A 21,342-nucleotide genomic window follows, 5' to 3' on the forward strand; every position below is an offset into this window, starting at 1 on the left:
GGACATGTGACCATCGACGATGCCATCGTCTACCTTCAAGACATCCAGGGACGGACGATCGACGGCTCGATCGCAGCCAACGGAAAGCTCGATTTTTCGAGGCCGGTGCCCCGAGCCGACCTTAATTTACGCCTCTCCAACGTCGACATCACCCGGGCCCCCGCCTCCTGGCAATTGGGTAAGTTGAATGCAACAGGACGCCTTTCGGGTCGGGTTAATTTAAAGGCGAACATCGCCCCGACGGGACCTGACCTTTCGGGAACCAGCGGAACGGCCGTCATCACCGACGGGAGTTTTCAGGGGATACCGATGAAGTCGGTCAGCATCGGCTTGAAGGCTCAGGGTGGTAATCTCCAATATGACACTTCGACCGATGGGGTGCCACCAGGACCTTCCCCCTCGGGGAATCGACTGACCGATGCCTCCAACCGTCGTTATGAAATCTGGGAGCCGGTGGTTGACGCCCTGCCAATCCTGCGGCTCGCCACGAGAGGTAACGGAATTCTGACATGGATGGCCGAGTCGATTTCACGGTCGCTGGAATTACAGGTCAAGAACGCGACAGGTCGATCCGGACGATTCCAATTACCCAATTCCATCTCAACACGGATCGAACTCGAGGACGTCGATCTTGCGATCCTCCTGGAGAAAGCGGCTAAGTTTGGAATCAAGGTGCCGTTTCCAATCGCGGGCCGGTTCTCAATCAAGGCCGAGGCCACGATACCTCTCGGCTCCCTCCGAGACATCAAAAGTTATGTGTTCAAGGGAGACGCCCGGCTCGAAGGGGCTTCGATCGATCATGTCGATGTGGGACTTCTCGTAGCCCATCTGGAACTCGACAAAGGTGTCCTGAACCTATCGGACTTCCGTGGGCAGCTCGTCGACCTGCCTGCAGGTGACTGGAGGCGTTCTCTCAAGAAATCGGAGCTACCGCCGAGAGAAGGGGAGCTGACCCCCGGCGGATTTCGCGGAACCTTGAGAGCCACCGTCTCGCCACCCGGCCCGGTATTCGCCGAATTCCGAGGCTCGCAACTTCCGCTTGGAGAACTACTCGCTCCCGCCTTGCCCGTACCTACTCCTCTTTCCGGCCAGTTGACGTTGAATGCTCAAGCTCGTGGCAACATGGCTACCGCATCGGACCCGAAAAAGTGGGTATTCGATGCCCGAGCGAGAAGCCAGGAACTGACCTATCAAGGGACGAAACTCGACTCGATCGAGACGAATCTTCGCCTCGATGAGGGTCGTCTCGTGATCTCCGAATTCGCCGCCAGCCTCGAAGGTAAACCCTTGAAGGCAAATGGTGATCTGGAGATTTCCGCGCCCTATCGATTCGACGCACGCCTGGATGCTCACGGTTGGAAGATCGACAAGATTCTTGCCCTCATTCCCAATCTTCCCGGACCGGCCCCGGCTTTTGGGGAACTTGAAGTTCAGGGGCATGTTGCTGGTACGATCCTCCCCTTTGCCATCAGTACCGAGGGTGCTGCCCGAATCGCAAATGTCGTCGTGAAACAGGTTCCTCTGGGGGTCCTGGTTTTCCAGTGGAGGACCGATCGCGACCTCTTATCGATCATCGGCCTGGAGTCTTTCTGCTTCGGAGGAAGGATCAGCGGCGAGGGAAGTGTCCCGATTCGCTCGGGAGGTGAGATCGTCGCCTCGTTAAATTTGAAAGGGATCGAGTCTTCCAGGCTTTCGGCCCTCCTCAAGCCCGGGTCGGTCGCTCTCGATGGAAGGGTCGACGGCTCTCTCAAGTTTTCCGTTCCAAGCGATCGGACGGTTGTGAGCGCCGATGCAATGCTCGTCGCGCCTGATCTCATCATCAGGGAGGGGACGAGTAACGGCATCCCCGTCCGTTCTTTACATGTCACTGCAAAGCTGGCCAACCATATCCTTGAATACAAGGCCACGGCTGATAGCCTCGGTGCCAGTGTTCGCTTTAATGGGTCGGCCCCGGTCCTGGATGATCTCTCCGAAATCGTCGCTGAGGCACAGGTTCAAGCTGCCGGTTTTCGACTGAATGAGGCCTGGCAAGGGATGGGTATCAGCGGTGGACTTGGCGAACTCGATGGACTAGGTGCGATCGATGCCAACCTGAGAGGTTCAATCCAACCATCCCGGCTTTGGTCCAGAGGGATTTTCGAACTCCGAAACCTCCGATATGGGCAAAATCTCGACCTGGGAGGTCTGCGTGGGACATTTTCACTTTCTCCAACCACATGGAGACTTGAAGAGTTAACTGGTGACCTATTGGGAGGCTTAACTAGCGGCGAGGCTCGGGGAGTTTCGATTGCAGGAGCCCCGAAAGACATCAATTTCGATTTTCGAATCACTCGGGCTTCAATCGCAAGGATGCTCGCGGCCTTTCCCGCTTTGTCCCGAAATGCCCAGGGATTTGGCACTCTCCGAGCGTCCGGCCGGCTCGCCGAGGAACTTCGAGCGACAGCCGAGCTCCAGGTTCCCAGGGCTCAAGTCCTCGGGCTTTCCGTCTCCGATCTCCGATTCCCGGCGGATCTCCAACTCAACCCGACCTCTGGAGTCGGTGTGATAAATTCCCGACGATGGATGACTCGGGTCGGAGGCGGCTCGATTCAGGGCAATGTCATGCTACGGCTCGGGCCGAATCGATCCTTCCGGTCCGAGACCCAATTGAACGGGCTCGATCTCGAAGTTCTCTCTCGACTCAGGACGAACGGTAAGCAAAACATCCGTGGCAAGGTGTCGGGTAAGATCGATTTGAACGGCACGGATACTACACAGCTCGACTGGTCACGAGGAATGGTTGCACTCGACCTCAGTGACGCAAGCCTGGTCGAACTTCCCGTCTTCAAGGAGCTCGATCGATTTCTAGGCGCATCGCGAGGAGGTGGCCTCTTCGAGGAGGGTCACATACAGGCTACGATCGCGAATAGAAGTCTTTACATCGATTCCATGACGCTTCAAGGACCGGTGGTGCAGATCCATTCGAATGGAACGGTCACGTTTCTCGGTGGGCTCGACCTTGAAGTGCTGGTCAACACGAACGAGATCATTCCCGAATCGGGACTGGCGCTAGTCGCCCTGGTTCCTGGGCTCGGGCAGGCACTCGGCAGGGGACAAGAAGTCCTCTTTCGCCTGGCAACCTTCCTTCAGAATCGACTGCTCAAATTTCGAGTCACCGGAACACTGGATAACCCGACTGTACGGCTCGACGCCGGGATCGCCGTGACGCAGGGCGCCGCCGGATTCTTCGCGGGGGTCTTCAAACTTCCGGGAAGTAGCAGTCGTTGATACTTTTTTCCCGTGACTTCGTGTAATCCCTTTCACACCCGAAACCACAGAGAAGGCATGCGAATCCAAGGCAAGCCCTTGTATCCGTCCACACCAACTCTGGATAGCCCAGCCAGAATGGGAGAGGCGGCCCGGCAGTGCAAGCAGGACACGTCTCCGATCCTAGATTTTGGACCAGGCCAGTCACTGGTGGAATGATGTCCCGAAATCACGGTTGGCTTGATCGATTCCTTCCAGCACCCGCGCCCAAGTTACACCTGGAGCGGGAATGCGAAACAGGCTCTCGGTCTCGTACGAAACGACTTCGAAATCCTCGATCCGCTTGTAGAGGGGTTCCTACCGTGTCAACATTCGCGCGAAGTTGACCCACCCCCAATCCTCTCGAAGAAACGAGGGGACCGGGGGTGGGTCGATCAGAAAGACTGTTGGATTCGCCGCTAATCAGCGCCGCTTGACATTCTCGGGATGGGCTTCCGCGAGCATCTGAGGACGTCCGGCCGAGGCGTTGGGGCGTTTGACTTGGATCACGAGATCCCGGAACGATTGGCGTTTCTCCGGGTCGATCTGGGGCTGGTTCAGGACAACCGAACATGCCCAGCTTGGATGTGTTTCCACGAGCCGCCCCATCAACGACACGAACCAACCAGCCTCCTGGACCTGATCCTCGAGTACTTTCTCGAGAAGCGGACGAACCGTCTTTGCCAGGGCCTTCCATCCTTTCGAGTCGACTTTCACGAAGGCCTCGACATCATGCTGGATCCACGGCTCGCCGTTAACTTCCCGATAGTAGCCCGAGTGAACGATCAGCAAGATCCGACCATTCAACCGAGCCGCACCTCTGGGGCTGACATAGTCCAGATCGCTCAGGAGAACATGAAGTTTGGGAGATCGATAGACGTACTCCCAGGTGGCGGTAGTACCTCCGCCATCGGTCCCCTGATATCGATTGGCATCGAGCTGGCGAAGCTTGACGGGAGACTGGGCCAGGTCTTGCCAGAGGGCGAGAGTGACGGCGGGTTCGTTGATCAAGCTCAGGTAGAGCTTGGAGTTGCAAGGAAAGGTATCGGCGGGTGCCTTCCGATGCATCGTATGGTCTCGGATGACCTCTACGACGGATTCTCGGTGTTGAGGGGCAATTTTATCGAGTGGGACCACGGCGGCCGGGTCGATCGCCCTGGCCCCGGCAGGGAGCGCGGTTTGGGGCGCCGAGGCCGAGATCAAGCCGACGAGGCCAAGGGCAATTTTCGCCGCGGAGCGGCGAGACACGAGGGAAGTCATGAGCGCTCCCTGGAGAAACGAGCGGACCCATCCTCTCGGCCCCGGATCAGCGTCCAGAACCGACTCGGTCCACTCTTCTTTGATCGGTCAGTTCCCGAATTTTCCTCACCCTCGGGCTCGCGATTCCCTGGATTCTTCCGTATGTCGGGAAGATTCGAGAGAGTGAGTCGAGTGACTGAACTCCCAAAGCGACGGGGAAATGGCCTTGCCGGTTTAGGGGGTCTGATTATGATGTCGCCCCGTAGGTGGTGGAGGAGTCAGGACTTCGCACGGAGGCAACCATGACGGGGCGACGATTGACGTCGGTGGTGATCGGCGGCACGCTGGCCGTGACGGTCGTGGGTGGTGGATTTTTCTTCTGGAAGAAACCAACCCCGAGAGGCGGTCGAACAGGTACCGTCGAGACAACCTCGGCAAAATCTCCGTTGGCCACGTTGGCCGAAGGACTTAGGCAGGGCGATCCTCAATCCTTGGCCGCTCTATGCGAACGCGTTGTCGGAAAGTCCGACAAACCGAGGGCAGCGGTGGGTGAGCAGGAGGGGGCCGACCTGGTCGCCGTCCTTGACGGGCTAAGGGCCGGATTCTTGAAGTTCGCGCCGATTGGTCGCGCTTCGGCCGTCTCTGCGGCTGGCTACATCCTGGATCATTTAGCCATCGAACCCGCCCCTCGTTCCTGGCAAAAAGCCCTCCCCCCCATCCACGACCTGATGGTCGCCGGACTGGCCGACCCGAATGTCGATGTCCGGGGATCGTCCCTGACCGAGGTGGGTCGTCATTGGAACTGGTTACCCGGCCGGACGATGACCCCCGCTGAGGAGATGAGCCTGGCCGAATGGAAGGACGCATTCTATAAGCCAGCCAGCAGATGCCTGGGCGACCGAGAGCCGAAGTCGCGAGCTGCGGCCGTCTTCTGCATCGGATCTCTACCGATTGACTCGATGGCTGCGCCGGCCGCGGCTTATGTGGACGATCCCGAGAGTGGAGGGGTCCGCTACAAGGCGATGATGACCTTCGCAAGTCGCCCGAATCTGCTGAATCCGGATTCTCTCCTCAAGCGTCTTCATGATCGAGAACCCGGGATTCCCGAACTTGCCGAGATGATCCTGAAAGGGCGTGGTCTGAACAAGGACCAGATTCTACTGGGTCGCCAGATTTTCGACCCTCGCCCCGAGGTCCGGGTCGCAGTTGTTCCTTTACTCCGAGACCGCACCGATATCGATCCCGTCGTCTGGCTCCTTCAGCTTTCCCACGACTCCGACGAAAATGTTCGAGAAAAGGCCGTCGAGGCGCTGGTCGACCGAGAGTCGCCCGACGTTGACCGCAGGCTTCGCGAGGTTGCCTCAACCGATGTCTCTCCCAAGATCCGAGCGACCGCCGGCAAGCATGTCGCCAAGACCTCCGACGAGTCGACCGCCTCACTCCCCCCCCTCCCGGGTTCGCCCAGCCTGAATCTCAAGGCGAACTGAGACTCTCGAAGCGATCGTCAAGCAATCGTCCGGTGGTCGAAGCGCTCGACCATCGGACGATGTTCCTTGCGCGACGATCGAATCCAACCTGCGGGAATGATCGATCGACCTCGTCAATGGTGGACAGACGCATGCTCCGGCGCGGAGCCACCAGACTTCCTGGCCTGCTCCTGATCCTCGGGAAGGTATCTCGATCCACGGAGATAGAACAGGGCGCCGAGCGCCATCATGGGAATCACGGCGAGCATCCCGACCGTCAGGTTCGTCGGCCCTGTCGGAGAGGCCGTAGGACCGGCTCCGATCGATTCGAAAAACTCTCCCAGCCTTGATCCCACCACGACGGGAAGTCCAAAAAGGTCCGAGATGTAACCGATCAACAAGGGCGAGGAGATATCGCCGAAGAGGTGGACCAGGAAGATACTGAGAGCGTATCCCGCCGCTCTTCGATTCGCAGGGACGACGTTGGCCGTTACCGTGTTGCTAGGACCGAGGACGGACGCCATCATCACGGAAGTCAGGAAGAGCATCACGAGCGAGGCGGTTCGATCGCTGACAAGGATCGCACCCGTCCCGAATGGGACCCCGAGTGCGACCGCGAAGGCTGGCCAGAGAAGATAAGCCCGTCGAGTCCATCGGAGCAACGAGTCGGCCGCCCAGGTTCCCAGGACAATCCCGATCAATCCGGCGCCCGCCGTGAGGCCACCGATCCAGACGCCGGCCTGAACCTCGTCCATTCCCCGGACACGCTGATAAAACGTGGCCGCCCAGACCGCCAGGGCCCCGATGGCAAAAGTCACCGCCGCCTGCCCTGCTGTGTTCAAGACGAAGCTCGGAGTCTTGAAGATCGAGAGGTAGTCATTCCATCCTGGCCGGTCTTCCTGGCCTGCGGTCTTCCCCTCGGAGGCTCCTCGTCCCGGATCTCGCATCATCAGCCCGAGCATCGCTACGACGAGACCGGGGATACCTACTACCCAGAAGGCGTATCGCCAGTCGGTATGCTTGGCGAACCAGCCCCCGATCCCATAGCCGATCGCTCCACCCACGGGAAGTGCGAGGTAATAGACCCCCATTACCCTCCCACGCAGCTTGGGAGGGAAGAGATCGGACAGCAGGGCTGGGGCAATAATCCCGTAGCTTGCTTCACCGATCCCGAGCAGGGCTCGCCAGAGAAACATCTCGCGAAAACCGCTGGCGAAAGCCGTACCAACGGTGGCGATGCTCCAGAGCGTGACCCCGAAGGAGAGAAGCCTGAGTCGATTGTAGCGGTCGCCTAACAGCCCCATCAGGGGAGACACTATGGTGTAAACCACCATGAACGAAACGCTCAGGATCCCGAACTGCGTATCGCTGAAACCCAGCTCTTTTGCGATTCGGGGGCCGGTCGAGTAGAAGACATATCGATCCACGTAATTCAGCAAATTCATGCTGAACAGAATGGCGAGTGCGAAGTAGGAGCCTCCGAACGCTGGGAGCGTGGGACGCGTCGTCCCCGAGGTATTCGCGGGGGCGGGATCGGTAGGAATCATCGGGGCATTCTCGACAATACGGGCGTCGTCACGCAGAACGAGCTTTTATACCCGCAGTCGGAACCGTTGGCGAGCCCTGGCCAAACCTTGTTGTCGGCCGGGCGATCCGCCAATACTTTCAGGGCGTTCCTTCGTTAGCGGGAACGAGTCTTGGCAACCTCAACATTGATGATCGCCAACAGCTCCGTCCCATTCGGAACGGTTCCCGGGATCTTCAAGTTGAACAGCCCGCCTTTATCGAGAAGAATCCCCGGCTGTATCCCGGCCGAGATGATCAGCGCCTGCCCCAGAGGCCAGTTTTTGACCGGCTGGTTCAGTCTAGACTCCGAAACCTCGGGAACATCAATGGCAACTTCACCAGGACCTGCCTGACGAGGGGAGAGGACCCTGACGGGGTGGAGCTTACGGACCAGGTTTGTGGAGAAATCGATCGCCGCGTCGAGCGTATCACCTTCGTAACTGAGGAGAGGACTGAATCGAAGAGTTACCCCTTCTTCCAATTTTTCCACCTTGGGTTGCGAACCGAGCCCAACTGCACCATCGCGCTGGACGCCCGCAGTGAACGCTTGCTTGGTTGTCGTGGAGAGGAGAAGGGTCTGGCCATTTAGGACTTCGAACGCCCGATTCTCCAGGAGTTTGAAGCCTTGCCAGACTTGCATCTGGTTGATGACCATCTCCGCCACCTGGTCGCTAACTTGCCAGATCTGTTGGCCTTGGTTGCCGGCGCCAACGGGCGTCAGTTGTTGATGGACGGCGTACCTCCAACGGATGTCGGAAGCAGCAATGAAACGCACCCGAACATTCAGGATATTCGATTCGGCATCGATGAAACGCTCGACGACACTCTGGACTTGTTCGAGGATCTTAGGCGTGTTGTAGGCACGAAGTTGACTCCGGTTGGCACAGAGCACAGCGATTTTATCACCATGCCACGGCGCGGGAGTCGTCCGTCGAAAGATCCAGTCGATGATAGCCGTTTGCGGGCTGGCAATCGAGGCGGGGGCAAGGGCGGTGTAATCCGAGATGGAGAAGCTCTTCCAGGCAAAGCCACTCTGGTTGGGGAAACTGGAAGGCGTCCCCTCGATGGATCCAGGATCGACCGATCCCAGGTCATCTTCGAACGCGCGCTCGGGCTGGATGCGAGACCGGTCTTCCGTGCGATCATCAACGGAGGAGACCCGTCGAGATCGAGAACTTCGCCGAGAGACATCCTGGCCAAAAAGGCGAGCAGGGGTCGCGAGTAACGAGAGTAGCAAGAGCGAGCGGCGATCCATGCCGGGTGCCTCCGTGCCTTGGCGGTGTCGAGGCTATCAACCTCCAATGCCGGAGAGTCTTAGCAGACCCTCCGGTTTCGCTCAAGCCCAGGTCAACCGTCGATCGAATCTAACTTATCAATAACTGGGCAGGCTCGGTTCAACGTCTTTAATCCAGGCGAGAATACCACCGGTCAGATTTGAGAGACGAGTGAATCCCGCCGATTTGAGCAAGCTGATCGCCTTGGCGCTCCGGACCCCGCTCTTGCAATGGACCACCATCGGGATCGACGGGTCGAGCTCACCGAGTCGATTCGGCAACTCCGGGAGCGGTATCACCGTGGAGCCGGCGATCCGGCAGATCGAGATCTCCTCGGGATTCCTCACATCAAGGACGAACGGACGACTCCCGTTTTCGATCAACTCCTTGAGTTCCAGCGGCGAGATAGATTCGCCGGCGCCAAGGTTGACTTCCGGAGCAGTCTCGTTCCCGCGAATCCCGCAGAATTCCTGGTAATCGATCAGGCTCTTGATCGAAGGCTCGGGGCCACAGATGGGGCATTTCGGGTTCTTGCGGACCTTCATCTCCCGAAAACTCATGTCGAGCGCATCGTAGAGCAGGAGGCGACCGATCAAAGTCCGGCCGGTACCAAGGATCAGCTTCACCGTCTCAGTCGCCTGGATCACCCCAATGACACCCGGAAGAATTCCCAGGACTCCTCCCTCGGCGCAATTCGGGACCAGATCCGGGGGCGGTGGTTCGGGGTAGAGGCAGCGGTAGCATGGTCCATGGGGAGGGAAGAAAACAGAAGCCTGTCCGTCAAATCGAAAGATCGACCCGTAGACGTTCGGCTTTCCCAGGAGGACGCAGGCATCGTTGACGAGGTAGCGTGTCGGGAAGTTGTCGGTTCCGTCCACGATGACATCGTAACCGGCAAAGATATCGAGGGCGTTTTCGCTGTTGATCGGAAATTCGTAGCGAACCACCGCCAAGTCAGGATTGAGCGCCTTGAGCTTCTCCTCGGCACTGTCGATCTTGGGACGTCCGACGTCCGGGGTCGCGTGAATGATCTGACGTTGAAGATTCGAGATGTCCACGACGTCGAAATCGACCAGACCGATCGTGCCGACCCCGGCAGCCGCCAGGTAAAGGGTGAGCGGCGATCCGAGCCCCCCTGCCCCGATGCATAGAACCTTGGAGGCCTTAAGTCGCGACTGCCCTTCCATCGCGACCTCGGGCATGATGAGGTGGCGAGCATAGCGCTTAATTTCGTCGGCGGTCAATTGAGTATCGCCGACTCGGCCGCCCAACAGGTCGAAAGGGAGCGTGTTCATCGAAGTGAATCCGGGGAGATGGAAAGGCACGGAGCATGCAAGAGCTTAGCCGGTTCGGCCAAACTCTCGCATGCCCACGTCAAATCTCAACGGTTCGGTCCGTTATATCGACCAATCAGGAGGCTGGCGTTGTGCCCGCCGAAGCCGAAACTGTTCGACATCACGTGATTGACCTGGACCTCTCGTGCCGTATTCGGGATGTAATCCAGATCGCACTCGGGATCGGGGTTATCAAGGTTGATCGTGGGAGGGAGGACCCCATCTCGAATCGCCAGCGAACAGGCGATCAGTTCAACTCCTCCCGATGCCCCGAGCAGGTGTCCAAGCTGACTCTTGGTGCTAGACACCTGCAATTTCCGGGCATACGGACCGAAAACGGATTTGATCCCTTTGGTCTCGGCCAGATCGCCGAGTCCCGTACTAGTCCCGTGCATATTGATGTAATCGACGGAATCGACGGGACACTGGGCGTCGGCCAGGCAAAGTTCCATGGCTCGTTTGGCCCCACGCCCCTCCTCATCGGGAGCGGTGATGTGGCTACCGTCCGCCGACATACCGTAACCGAGCAGTTCCGCGTAAATCCTGGCCCCTCGGGCCAGGGCGATCTCCTCGGCCTCGATGATCAAGACTCCAGCACCTTCGGCCAGGACAAAACCATCCCGGTCTCGATCGAACGGCCGGCTCGCCCGGGGTGGATCCTCATTTCGAGTGGACAGGGCCCGCATCGCTGCGAAACCTCCCAGGCCCATCCGAGTGATGGCGGCCTCACTCCCGCCGGTGATCATGACATCGGCGTGACCAAGCTGGATGTGCTTGAAAGCATCGCCGATCGCGTTATTGGCCGAGGCGCAGGCTGTGGCCACGGCAGAGTTGATTCCCTTGAGACCCCAGCGGATCGAAATCTGTCCACTGGCGGCGTTCACCATCAGTTTCGGGATGGTGAACGGGCTGATCCGGGATGGCCCCTTGGTCAGCATGGTCTCGTGCTGGGTCTCGAACTCGTTGAGCCCGCCGATTCCCGACCCGATCAAGACGCCGCATTCTTCGGCCGGGTAATTCTGGAAGTCGATCCCGGAGTCGGCGACCGCCGACTCGGCGGCGGCCATCGCGAACTGGGCGAAGCGATCGAGCCGGCGAGCTTCCTTCACGCCCCAACGGGCATCGCCGTCGAAGCCATGAACTTGCCCGCCGAAATGGACCTTGAAATGAGTCGTGTCGAAGAGGGTCAGATTAGAGACCCCACTTCGACCTTCGCAGAGGCCCGACCAAAATTGGTCCAATGTATCGCCCAGGGCCGTGACCACGCCCAGGCCCGTGATGACTACCCGGCGTGGCATTACTTGCTATGTTCCTCGATATAATGGATAGCCTGTCCAACAGTCTGGATCTTCTCGGCTTCCTCGTCGGGGATGGTGATATCGAACTCTTCTTCGAACTCCATGACGAGTTCAACCGTATCGAGCGAGTCGGCTCCGAGGTCGTTAACGAATGAGGTCTCGCGGGTCACCTGGTCTTTGGCGACACCCATTTGCTCACTGACGATCTCGATCACGCGTTCTTCCACAGACACGGGCGAACCTCCTCACTCGGCCCTCTTCGAGGCCGGCTCGCGTCCCGGCGGGACGCATCATGCCGGCGATCGGCCTCTCAGGGGACCGGCATCATCTATAGTCGTTCAGCACGTCCACCGCCCCAAGACGGCGACGTCGCGGCGTTCCTTTGAGATCATCTGATCGGTCGATCGACCCCGAGCCATTAACTCAAGTCGGACCGGGCCAACGCGAAGCGCTCAAGTTATCAATCTTGACTGGAAATGTCTACCGAATCCCGCGCCGAAAGCGAACGACTTGCTTCCGCGAGATCAGGCCGTCATCCCACCGTCGACCGCGATCACCTGCCCCGTGATGTAACCGGCCGAAGGGCTCGCCAGATAACACACCAGATCGGCGATGTCTTCCGGTTCTCCCAACCTCCGGACCGGGACGCGTTCCTTGACCTCGGCCTTCACTTTGTCGGGCAGCACTTCGGTCATATCGGTCGTGATGAAGCCGGGTGCTACCGCGTTGACCGTAATTCCCCTCGATGCAAGTTCGCGGGCGATCGTTCGAGTGAATCCGATGACCCCGGCCTTGCTGGCCGAGTAGTTGGCCTGGCCGGGATTGCCCATCAGTCCCGAAACGCTCGTGATATTGATCATCCGCCCGTATCTCTGACGCATCATGATGACGCCGACCGCACGGCAGAACTGGAAGGTTCCTTTGAGGTTCGTGTCGATCACTTCCTGCCAGGCCGAGTCTTCCATACGGAGCATCAGCCCATCGCGGGTAACCCCCGCATTATTGACCAGGACGTGAATCTTCGGAAATTTCGCCTCGATTTCCTCGACCACGCGGGCCACATCGGCCGAGTCGCCGACATTTGCGGCGAATCCCTCGGCCGAACCGCCCGCCTCTCGAATCGCGTCCAATGTCGTCTTGAGCCCTTCGAGGCTGCGAGCCAAACAAGCCACGGTCGCGCCGGACCTGGCTAGTTGGAATGCGATGGCTCGACCGATCCCTCGCGAAGCTCCGGTCACCAGGGCCACTTGACCCGTCAGATCGACCCGGATGCCTTCCGTTTTGGGCTTCTCCTTCTCGGCCATCTTGGTTCCATCCATAATTGAGAAAAGATCGATCTTGAATGCGATTCGCTCGGAAATCCGCAGTCCTATCGCGAGGAGGACTCATCGTGCCGGGACGTTCGTGCAAGGGATCTTGCGATCGATCCGCTTGAGCAGGCCGGTCAGGACACGTCCCGGCCCGATCTCGTAGAAGGTGTCATATCCGTCGGCGATCATCCGTCGGATCGACTCCTCCCATCGAACGCCCCCGGTAACCTGGGCAATCAGGGAACGTCGAATCTCGGAAGGATCGGGATGAGCGATCGTGTCGACGTTCGAGTAAACTGGAATCCGGGGATTTTTGAAGTCCGCCCCGCCGAACGTCATTTCAAGGCTTCGAGCAGCCGGAGCCATCAGTGGGGAGTGGAATGCACCCGCAACTGCGAGCGGTATAACGCGGCCGGCGCCTAGCTCGGTTGCGATTGCTTCGACCTGAGCCAGCCCTTCCAGGTCGCCGGATACGACGATATTTCCCGGACCGAGCATATTCGCCTTCCAGAGCCTCCCATGAGGCTCGACCTTTCGGCAGAGCTCGTCCACTTTGGTCTCGTCGAGCCCGAGAATGCTGGTCATTCCGCTAGGTGAGGCCACGGCGGCGGTTTGCATCACTTCGCCGCGTTTCCGCACAATTGCCAGCCCGGTATCGAAATCGAAGGTGCCGGCAAACTGGAGCGCGGTGTATTCGCCCAGGCTCAGTCCGGCAGCCCCCTCGCAGGCTTCGATGACTGAGGGATCGGTCAGCCTCAGCCCTTCCAGCGCCGCGAGACTGGCCACGTAGATGGCCGGTTGGCTGACGTCGGTCGCTTCGAGGGCCTCAGCCGGCCCATCGAAGCAAATGGCCTTGAGATCGAAGCCGAGAAGTTCTCCGGCGCGATCGAAGAGCATACGAGCAGCGGGCACTTCGTCATAAAGTGCCCGGCCCATCCCTACGGTCTGGGCTCCCTGTCCGGGAAAGAGGAAAGCAATCTTGGGCATCGGCTCGATCTTCTGGTGTAGCCTAGGTATTCACGTCGAGAGATCGATCGTCTACGAACCTGGCATCGCCGCCAGGGCTGCACTCAATTGGGAAGCGAACTGGGCATTGACGCTTTCTTCCGCCATCGTCCCTGCCACCCGCAGAGCATTCTTGATCGCCCGGGCCCCCGAGGAACCGTGGCAAATGATGCAGGCCCCACGGAGCCCGAGCAACGGACCACCGCCGAATTCTTGATACTCGAATCGCGTCTTCAGTTCCTTGAACGAGTTGGCCAGCTTGTGGCCGGCCTCGGGGCCGAGTTCGGGGAGAAGTTTGCTGAGTTCCTGCTTCAGTGCGGTGAAAAGAAATTCGACCGCCCCTTCCCCCGCCTTGAGCAAGACATTCCCGACGAACCCTTCGCAGACGATCACCCGGGCGTTTCCTTCGTAAATATCGCGACCTTCGATGTTTCCGACAAATCGATGCGAGTGGGGACCATTCTGGAAGAGGTTGCGGGTATTCCTGGTCAACTCGTTGCCTTTATCATCCTCCGAACCAACGTTCATCAGTCCGATCTTTGGGTCGATGATGCCGAGGACGTTCTCGGCATAGATCGAACCCATGATTCCGTACTGATAAAGATCCTCTGCCTTGGCATTCATATTGGCGCCAACGTCGATGATCACGATCGGACCGCGGTGCGACGGGAAAATTGCCGCGATCCCCGGCCTCCGCACGCCCGGAAGGAACATCTTGGCGTTCATGAGCGCCGAGGCGACCATTGCGCCGGTATTACCGGCGGAGACCACGGCGTTAACTTCTCCGGCCGCCATCATCCCCCAGCACTTCGAGATCGAGTTGTCCCGCTTCTTCCTCAGACCTTCAACCGGTTTCTCTTCCATGCCGATGACCTGGCTCGTATGGAAGATCGGTAGACGGTCGCGGTCAATTTCTTGGACATGGGCGAGTTCGGCCTCAATCCGCTCTTGGTCACCGACCAGAACAACGGTGAGGTCGGGGCGATCGCGGATGGCCTCAACCGCTCCCGTCACGATGGGGCCAGGGGCATGATCGCCGCCCATCGCGTCCAGGGCAATCCGCATGGAATCCTCTCTCATTGATAAAGCAGAAACCCGTCCGGAGTCCGGTTCGACCATCATTCACGCTATTGGCTGGCAGGCCACCCCGGAGTTCGCATCCTAGGGAAAGGGACCGATCTCTGTCAAGAAACTCACAAGTCGTTCTTCGCTTGGAGATAAGAGAGCCCCATGGAGAACCTGGTCTGGTTCGCTATCAGGCGCACTCGGCGTCGGCATTCCGGCTCCGGCGGCGGATTGGTCCATATTCGACACGGACCAAAGCGGAGGGGTCGAGATAAGTCCGGGTCGCTCGACGAACCTGCCGGGGTGTCACCCGAGCGACCCGATCGGGCCAGTGGATCGGTTCGTCCAAGTCGAGGCCCCAATGCTCCAGTTCGAGGAGTCGCTCGGCTCGTTGCTCGACGGTCTGATAGTCGAAGACCCAAGAACCGGCCAGATACTGACGAGCACGCTCGACCTCCTCGTCCTCGAAATCTCCCGAATGGAGGAGACGGACCTGCTCCATGACGGCGGCGATAGCATGGTCGGCATCGTCTGGGCCGGTCCCGAGGTAGATCCGAAAGAGGCCGGGCTCGAGATCGGCCGACTCGGTCATTCCCCCACCTACCGAATAGGCCAGTCCCAACTCATCGCGAATCACGCGGCTGAGTCGATCCGTGAATCCAGGACCGCTGCCGAGAATGTGGTCGGCCACCGCGAGCGCGTCGAAATCGGGATGAGTTCGAGCGATCCCTAGATGCCCCATCAAAATGTGGACCTGCTCTCCCGGCGAAGCGACTCGTCGGACCTTGGGCCTTGACGATCGGGTCAACCGAGAAAGCCGCGGTGGCTTCGATGCATGACCGGACCAGTTTCCGAATCGAGATTTAACCAGCGACTGGAGCTTTCTCGGGTCGAAGTCGCCCACGGCCACGAGAAAGGCGTTCTGCGGATGGAAGTAGCGGCGGTGATGATCGACGATGTCTTCCCGGGTAATTCGAGCAATCTCCTTGGTGTTACCCCGGGGATCTCTCGAGTAGGGATGATCTCCATAAACCAGGCCCCGAAAAATCAAGTCGGCCCGGAACGCGGGATCGTCACGATCGGACTGGAGCTCGGCGGAGGTCTTCCGGCGAGCCCAGGTCAGGGCTTCCTCGGGGAAAGTGGGCCGCATCGTCAGATCGGCCAGCCATTCGATGGCCATCGGCAAATCCTCGGCTCGGACCCGGAGCGAGGCCCCCGTCGAACCAACCTCCATCGCGCCGCCGATATCCTCGATCGACTCGGCGATTTCTTCGGCCGTACGTGACGTCGTTCCTTCTTCTAACATGCGACCCATCAGATAGGCCAACCCCGGCTTTCTCTCGCGGAGCAGCCCCGCATCGACATAAAGCTCCAGAGCGACGACGCCCGCACCTGGCCTACGCTCGGTGAGAAGTCGCAGTCCATTGGGGAAAGTCATCCGCTGTGGCGAATAATCGGCGAGTTTCGACGCGCCCGTTGTAATTTCGAGCGAGATGGGAGGCTGGGTTACAGAGGCTGGCGTCGGCCGCTCGACTACGGATCGGGCCTCGTCCGGGAGTAATACCGTCACGGAACGAGTGGAGACGGGGATCGACCATCCCACGGTCAAGTTGGTCTCGGTCAAATAGGCCGACGCAACTCTTCGGACATCTTCGGCCTGAACACCGATCGCCGCACGATGTTCGGCCTGCCAGGATCGCCAGTCTCCATTCAGGGCGAACTGGCCGAGTCCGGCGGCCAAGCCGGCCAGGTCCTCCTGCTCCCATCGCCAGGCAGCCTCAAGCCTGTTTCGAGATCGTTCCAACTCGATTGGGGTCGGTCCTTCGTTTGCCAGTCGGGAGATCTCCTCACCGACCATTCGGCCGATTCTATCGGGATCGACGTCCGGGACGGCCTCGACCTGCAGGAGAAACTGGCCTGCCCTTCGTGCTCCTTCCTGACCGGTCTCGACCCATGTTGCAAGTTTCTCGCGCTCAACGAGGAGATCCCACAACCGGGATCGTCGACCGCACGTGAGCAGGTCCGAGAGAATGTCCAGGGCGGGGCCATCGGAATGACCGAGAGGTACGGTATGCCATCCGAAAAGGCCCCGAGCTACAGATTCGGCTTCGATCAGGCGGAAGTCTCGGCGACCTACCTGCCGGGGTTCCTCGAAGATCGCAGCAGCCTGATTCAGATTCTTCCGGGGAAGGCGGGCAAATCTGGCTTCGACCAGATCGAGCGCTCGATTCGAGTCGACGTCACCGACGATGACCAGGACAGCCCCGTCGGGTTGATAGTGCTTACCGTAGAAGGATTTGAGGTCGGCAACCGTAATCCGTTGTAGATCGTCAGGCCAACCCAGAATCGGATTTCGGTAGGGATGTCGAATGTAACTGGCGATCAGATGCTGATGGTCGAGCCTGGAGAAGGGAGACTCCTGGTCACGCGCCCTTTCCTCGGCAATCACCTGGCGCTCGGCCTCGACCTCGAAGGGATCGAAGGTTGCCCCGTCCATCCGATCCGACTCGATCGCCAGTGCCAATTCCCAGCGATCCGATGGGAAGGCGAACCAATAATGCGTGCAGTCCTCACCTGTTTCGGCGTTCGACTGTCCGGCCGCAACGAAGGCGAGACGATCAATTTGCCCTTTAGGGAATCTTTCGGTCCCCTTGAAAAGCATGTGTTCGACGAAGTGAGCCAGGCCGGAATAGCCGATCGGTTCGTCATAAGATCCGGCTGGATAATAGAGGTCGCAGACAACGACGGGAGCATGGCGACGAGGAAGGACGAGGGCCTTGAGCCCGTTCGGCAGTGTCCGCTCGAAGACCGGAAGGTCTCCCACCCAGGCGGGTGAGGGGTGGGCGGTCAATCGTCGGGCCATGACTGCCCCTCCGTCGTTGAGGATGGTCGGGCGCGCCACCTGGAGACCGTCCAAGTCGAATCGGAAAGGGGCGCGGGGTCCGGAAGAGTCATCGTTCAGCACGAAGACCTACCGCAACTATCATAGAGTTTACCATCCGGCGAGGTAAGGTCGAGGAGATTCGCCCAGGAATGAGGCCGCTTCATCAGCCAGTCCACGGCGTCCATGCAGACCACGTAAACTCCGTTCGAATTTCAATTCGACGTCCGCGCGAGTGCTTGTAGGCACCTGATTTCTTGCAGGTTTGCCTTAGTATGAGGCATGTTGACTGGTCGAATGCGGTTTGATCGCGTCGATCGGGTGCGACTCGAACGGGCCGAAAATCGATCCGATTCGCCGAATGCCAATGGATCGAGTGGCTTGCTCTTGCACGAGCAGCCGTGATGATCGAGAATGAGCCTGTCGAAGTGCTTTCATCGAAGGGGTCAGGGTGAGCCGGGGGGGACCCGGGCAATGGTGGCTTGCGAACCTGGTCAGGGCGGGAACGCAGCAGCCATAAGCATTGCTTCCATGTGCCCGGGAGCACCTCCCCGGCTCTCCCCGGCCCCTTCGATGAAATTGGACCGACCCGGTTCATGTGGTCGGATCCTCTGGCTTCACCAGGCCCGACGGAGCGTGCCCAGTGTCCCGACCCCGAGGGTCTTTCCCCGATTCGGTTGATCCTGATCCCGTCGGCTACACGGTGGTCGCTCGTCGGTACCGACCTCAAAGGTTCGAGGAGGTCGTTGGCCAGGACCATGTCGTCCAGGCACTTCGAAATTCAATCCGTTTGAACCGCGTCACACACGCCTATCTATTCAGCGGGACACGCGGTGTCGGTAAGACGTCCATCGCTCGGATCTTCGCGAAATGCCTGAATTGTGTCAGGGGGCCGACGGAAGACCCGGATGGGACTTGTGACATTTGCCAGTCGATTGCTCTCGGCCAGGACGTCGATGTTATCGAGATCGACGGGGCGAGTAATAATGGCGTGGAGCAGGTTCGAGAACTCCGTCAAAATGCTGGGCTCCGGCCGAGTCGATCCCGGTTCAAGATCTATTACATCGACGAAGTTCACATGCTCTCCACGGGTGCATTTAACGCGCTGTTGAAGACACTCGAAGAGCCTCCTGAGCACGTAAAATTTTTCTTTGCTACCACGGAACCCAATAAAATCCCGGTAACCGTCCTTTCGCGATGCCAACGATATGATTTCGCCGGGATCAGCCCCGATCAGATCGTTCAAACGCTAGCCGAGATCTGCGATCAGGAACAAGTCCCAGCTGATCCAGAAGCGCTCGCGGTACTCGCCCGTCGTGCGAGCGGTTCGATGCGGGATGCCCAGTCTCTCCTCGAGCAACTCCTCTCCTTCGGTGGCGAGCAACTGACCGTCGAGTTGGTTCAGCAACAACTGGGAATTGCGAGTGATGATCGCACGCTCGATCTCCTGGACGCTCTCTCTCGACGCGACCCAGCCGAGGCAATTCGTATCGTCGAGTTGACCGCGACATCGGGGGTACAGCCTTCCGAGTTGCTGGGCGGTGCGCTAGAGTTCCTTCGCGATGCGATGATCCTCTCGGTCAAGGCCGAGGTGACGATGCTGGCCGCCAGCCCCAGGCAAAAAAAGCGATTGGTCGAAATCGCATCTCGATGGCCCCTCGATACGCTCCTGGCCGCACTTCAGATTCTTGCTGAAGCTCGCGGGCGACTTCGAGGTAGCTCTCACGGTCGAACACTGGTCGAAATTGCCCTGATGCGGGTGGCTCTTCTCGACAACTTGGGCGAAATCAGTGATGTGATCTCCAGGCTCGCCGCGCTCGAATCCGGTGGTACGCCAATTACCCCCCTCGAAAAAAAAAAATAGATTCCGAGTTACCGAACGAAATCCATCTCCCTCCCTCAATTACGAACGACCTAGAAACTTCGATCGAAGTACCGATCCCGGCCGAGGAAGCAATTGGTCCCCCCATCTGGGAAATGGACGCCATTCTCCGGGAATGGCCTCGGTGGGCGGCCGTGCAAACTGGGGAACTCGCTTCTAAGCTTGGCTCTCTCCGACCGCTGGCTATCGAGGCTCCAGACTTGCTGGTCATTCAGCCGACGCCGGGCTACAATTGGCTCGTTGACGCCTGTGAACGACCTGAACTTCGGTCGAAGATCGAGTCAGCTCTTCGGAAGTGGTTCGGCAAATCCATTGAGATCCGTTTCGTTCGACCTGAAGAGAGCAAGTCTCCTCTCCCTGTCCAACATCCGGCCATTGTGGCACGCGATGACGGACTCAACGATGACCCTTTGATCAAGTTGATCGTTGAAAGATTCGAGGCCAAGCCCGTTCGGATGGAGCGAAAAGAAGACCCTCCTTCGGAAGCGGTATGAACGCTCGAACATTTGTCCTCCAAGCGAATTTCCAATTGCTAATGCCCGTCACGAGGGAGAGCGAAGATGTTTAATAACCTGGGAAACCTCGCGGACCTGATGCGAAATGCTGGAAAGATCCGGGAGAGCGTCGAAAAAGCGACGGAAGCCTTGGGTCAGCTTCAGGTTGAGGGAAATTCCGGGGGAGGCAAGGTCGTCGCGTTAGTCAACGGGAAGCTGGAATTACTCTCTATCCGGATCGATCCGAAATTGATGACCGATGGCGATGCGGAACTCCTGGAGGACCTCGTAACAGCTGCAGTAAATCAGGGCCTTTCGAAGGCTCGAGAAGCGGCGGCTGAGTCGATGAGCAAACTAGCGGGCGGATTCCCGCTACCTCCAGGGCTCTCGAATCTGTTCGGACCAGGTGGTAGAGAGGCCTGAGCCATGGCCGGGACTTCAGTCGCGGTCGATCAATTGATCCAGGCGTTCGGCCGGCTTCCCGGTCTGGGTGCGAAATCCGCCGAGCGTCTCGCCTATCACTTACTGAAGGCCCCGGCAGAAGAAGCCCTCGCGCTTGCCGAGGCAATTCGTGCGGTCAAGGAAAGCGTCCGACATTGCCAGACCTGCTTTCATTTAACCGAGGCCGAACACGCTACTTGTGAGATCTGTCGGGATCCACGCCGAGATCAAAGCCTGGTTTGCATTGTAGAGCAGTCTCGAGACCTCCTGGCCCTGGAAAAATCAGGCACTTTCTCGGGGGTATATCACGTCCTTCTAGGCCGATTAGCCCCCCTTCAAGGAGTCGGACCTGAGCAATTGACGATCGACGCTTTGGAGAAAAGAGTCCGCTCCGGTGGAATTAGCGAGCTGATCATGGCAACCAACCCTAACCTTGAAGGGGACGGGACAGCCTTGATGATCGCGAATAGGCTGGCCGATACCGAAGTCTCCGTGACCCGTCTTGCCCGAGGACTGGCATCAGGGAGCGTTCTGGAATTCGCTAATAAAGAGATGTTGTCCGATGCAATCAAGGGTCGACAACGTTTTTGATCTTGGCTGGGCTTGTTGAAAGTCCACACGCATGGCATAATTTTTGCAGCAGCTGGATTGGTTTGATCCGATAAAGGCTCTTCGGAATCACTTGTATACGAGCCTGGACAGAATGGCTCGGTCGGAATGTCAGAGCCAAGATCGGCGCAGTCGAGTCGTGGTGGATGTCACGGTGTGTTGACTCTGATCCCACTCTCTCGCGGCGGAAAGC

The 21,342-nt window shown here is 58.9% G+C and carries 17 protein-coding genes, 1 other RNA gene and 1 pseudogene; 7 read left to right on the plus strand and 12 right to left on the minus strand.

Features of this window, described 5'->3' with window-relative positions; genetic code table 11:
* Nucleotides 1-699: 699 nt before the first annotated feature.
* Complete coding sequence (locus tag P12x_RS19980) at nucleotides 700-828, minus strand: hypothetical protein (RefSeq protein WP_435006439.1); 129 nt, start codon at nucleotides 826-828, stop codon at nucleotides 700-702.
* A gap of 420 nt (nucleotides 829-1,248) precedes the next feature.
* Here P12x_RS19980 and P12x_RS19985 point away from each other — a divergent pair, with 420 nt between their 5' ends.
* Nucleotides 1,249-3,267, plus strand: a complete 2,019-nt coding sequence (locus tag P12x_RS19985) for a hypothetical protein (RefSeq protein WP_435006440.1) — start codon at nucleotides 1,249-1,251, stop codon at nucleotides 3,265-3,267.
* Between the two features lie 441 nt (nucleotides 3,268-3,708).
* Here the strand turns inward: P12x_RS19985 and P12x_RS19990 are convergent, their stop codons facing one another.
* Complete coding sequence (locus P12x_RS19990; protein WP_435006442.1) at nucleotides 3,709-4,353, minus strand: hypothetical protein; 645 nt, start codon at nucleotides 4,351-4,353, stop codon at nucleotides 3,709-3,711.
* 716 nt (nucleotides 4,354-5,069) lie between these two features.
* Here P12x_RS19990 and P12x_RS19995 point away from each other — a divergent pair.
* Nucleotides 5,070-6,011, plus strand: a complete 942-nt coding sequence (locus tag P12x_RS19995; protein WP_435006444.1) for a HEAT repeat domain-containing protein — start codon at nucleotides 5,070-5,072, stop codon at nucleotides 6,009-6,011.
* A 113-nt stretch (nucleotides 6,012-6,124) separates the two neighbouring features.
* Here P12x_RS19995 and P12x_RS20000 read toward each other — a convergent pair whose 3' ends face one another.
* The 10 genes and pseudogenes from P12x_RS20000 to P12x_RS20045 form a co-directional block, all read right to left on the minus strand.
* Nucleotides 6,125-7,537, minus strand: coding sequence for a spinster family MFS transporter (locus P12x_RS20000; RefSeq protein ID WP_435006446.1), 1,413 nt, complete (start codon nucleotides 7,535-7,537; stop codon nucleotides 6,125-6,127).
* Nucleotides 7,538-7,671: 134 nt separating this feature from the next.
* Entirely contained in the window at nucleotides 7,672-8,811 is a 1,140-nt protein-coding gene (locus P12x_RS20005; RefSeq protein ID WP_435006447.1) for a hypothetical protein, read from the minus strand.
* 117 nt (nucleotides 8,812-8,928) lie between these two features.
* Complete coding sequence (moeB, locus tag P12x_RS20010) at nucleotides 8,929-10,125, minus strand: molybdopterin-synthase adenylyltransferase MoeB (RefSeq protein WP_435006448.1); 1,197 nt, start codon at nucleotides 10,123-10,125, stop codon at nucleotides 8,929-8,931.
* Between the two features lie 86 nt (nucleotides 10,126-10,211).
* Entirely contained in the window at nucleotides 10,212-11,462 is a 1,251-nt protein-coding gene (gene fabF, locus P12x_RS20015; RefSeq protein WP_435006449.1) for a beta-ketoacyl-ACP synthase II, read from the minus strand.
* Nucleotides 11,462-11,695 carry an acyl carrier protein gene (acpP, locus tag P12x_RS20020; protein ID WP_435006451.1) on the minus strand — a complete coding sequence of 78 codons (234 nt, stop codon included), beginning with the start codon at nucleotides 11,693-11,695 and terminating at the stop codon, nucleotides 11,462-11,464. The genes fabF and acpP overlap by 1 nt, the downstream gene beginning before the upstream one ends.
* Before the next feature lie 291 nt (nucleotides 11,696-11,986).
* Nucleotides 11,987-12,766, minus strand: coding sequence for a 3-oxoacyl-[acyl-carrier-protein] reductase (fabG, locus tag P12x_RS20025; RefSeq protein ID WP_435006452.1), 780 nt, complete (start codon nucleotides 12,764-12,766; stop codon nucleotides 11,987-11,989).
* Between the two features lie 81 nt (nucleotides 12,767-12,847).
* Nucleotides 12,848-13,759, minus strand: a complete 912-nt coding sequence (gene fabD, locus P12x_RS20030; RefSeq protein WP_435006453.1) for an ACP S-malonyltransferase — start codon at nucleotides 13,757-13,759, stop codon at nucleotides 12,848-12,850.
* Nucleotides 13,760-13,810: 51 nt separating this feature from the next.
* On the minus strand, nucleotides 13,811-14,842 hold the full coding sequence (gene plsX / locus P12x_RS20035) for a phosphate acyltransferase PlsX (RefSeq protein ID WP_435006454.1): 1,032 nt from the start codon (nucleotides 14,840-14,842) through the stop codon (nucleotides 13,811-13,813).
* Between the two features lie 190 nt (nucleotides 14,843-15,032).
* Nucleotides 15,033-16,583, minus strand: a complete 1,551-nt coding sequence (locus tag P12x_RS20040; protein ID WP_435011696.1) for a M16 family metallopeptidase — start codon at nucleotides 16,581-16,583, stop codon at nucleotides 15,033-15,035.
* 99 nt (nucleotides 16,584-16,682) lie between these two features.
* Nucleotides 16,683-17,705: pseudogene (locus tag P12x_RS20045) on the minus strand (M16 family metallopeptidase); the annotation flags it as partial.
* Between the two features lie 476 nt (nucleotides 17,706-18,181).
* Between P12x_RS20045 and ffs the strand changes: the two are divergent.
* The 5 genes from ffs to recR all read left to right on the plus strand — a co-directional run bounded on the left by ffs (nucleotide 18,182) and on the right by recR (nucleotide 21,131).
* Nucleotides 18,182-18,279, plus strand: an RNA gene (ffs, locus tag P12x_RS20050) — signal recognition particle sRNA small type.
* A gap of 147 nt (nucleotides 18,280-18,426) precedes the next feature.
* On the plus strand, nucleotides 18,427-19,587 hold the full coding sequence (gene dnaX, locus P12x_RS20055) for a DNA polymerase III subunit gamma/tau (RefSeq protein WP_435006455.1): 1,161 nt from the start codon (nucleotides 18,427-18,429) through the stop codon (nucleotides 19,585-19,587).
* Between the two features lie 218 nt (nucleotides 19,588-19,805).
* Nucleotides 19,806-20,099 (plus strand): hypothetical protein, encoded by a 294-nt coding sequence (locus P12x_RS20060; RefSeq protein WP_435006457.1) that lies wholly within the window; start codon nucleotides 19,806-19,808, stop codon nucleotides 20,097-20,099.
* Nucleotides 20,100-20,165: 66 nt separating this feature from the next.
* On the plus strand, nucleotides 20,166-20,522 hold the full coding sequence (locus tag P12x_RS20065) for a YbaB/EbfC family nucleoid-associated protein (protein WP_435006458.1): 357 nt from the start codon (nucleotides 20,166-20,168) through the stop codon (nucleotides 20,520-20,522).
* 3 nt (nucleotides 20,523-20,525) lie between these two features.
* Nucleotides 20,526-21,131 carry a recombination mediator RecR gene (recR, locus tag P12x_RS20070; RefSeq protein ID WP_435006460.1) on the plus strand — a complete coding sequence of 202 codons (606 nt, stop codon included), beginning with the start codon at nucleotides 20,526-20,528 and terminating at the stop codon, nucleotides 21,129-21,131.
* Nucleotides 21,132-21,342 lie beyond the last annotated feature (211 nt).

Source organism: Tundrisphaera lichenicola, from assembly GCF_051175385.1.
GTDB classification, from domain to species: Bacteria; Planctomycetota; Planctomycetia; order Isosphaerales; family Isosphaeraceae; genus Tundrisphaera; species Tundrisphaera lichenicola.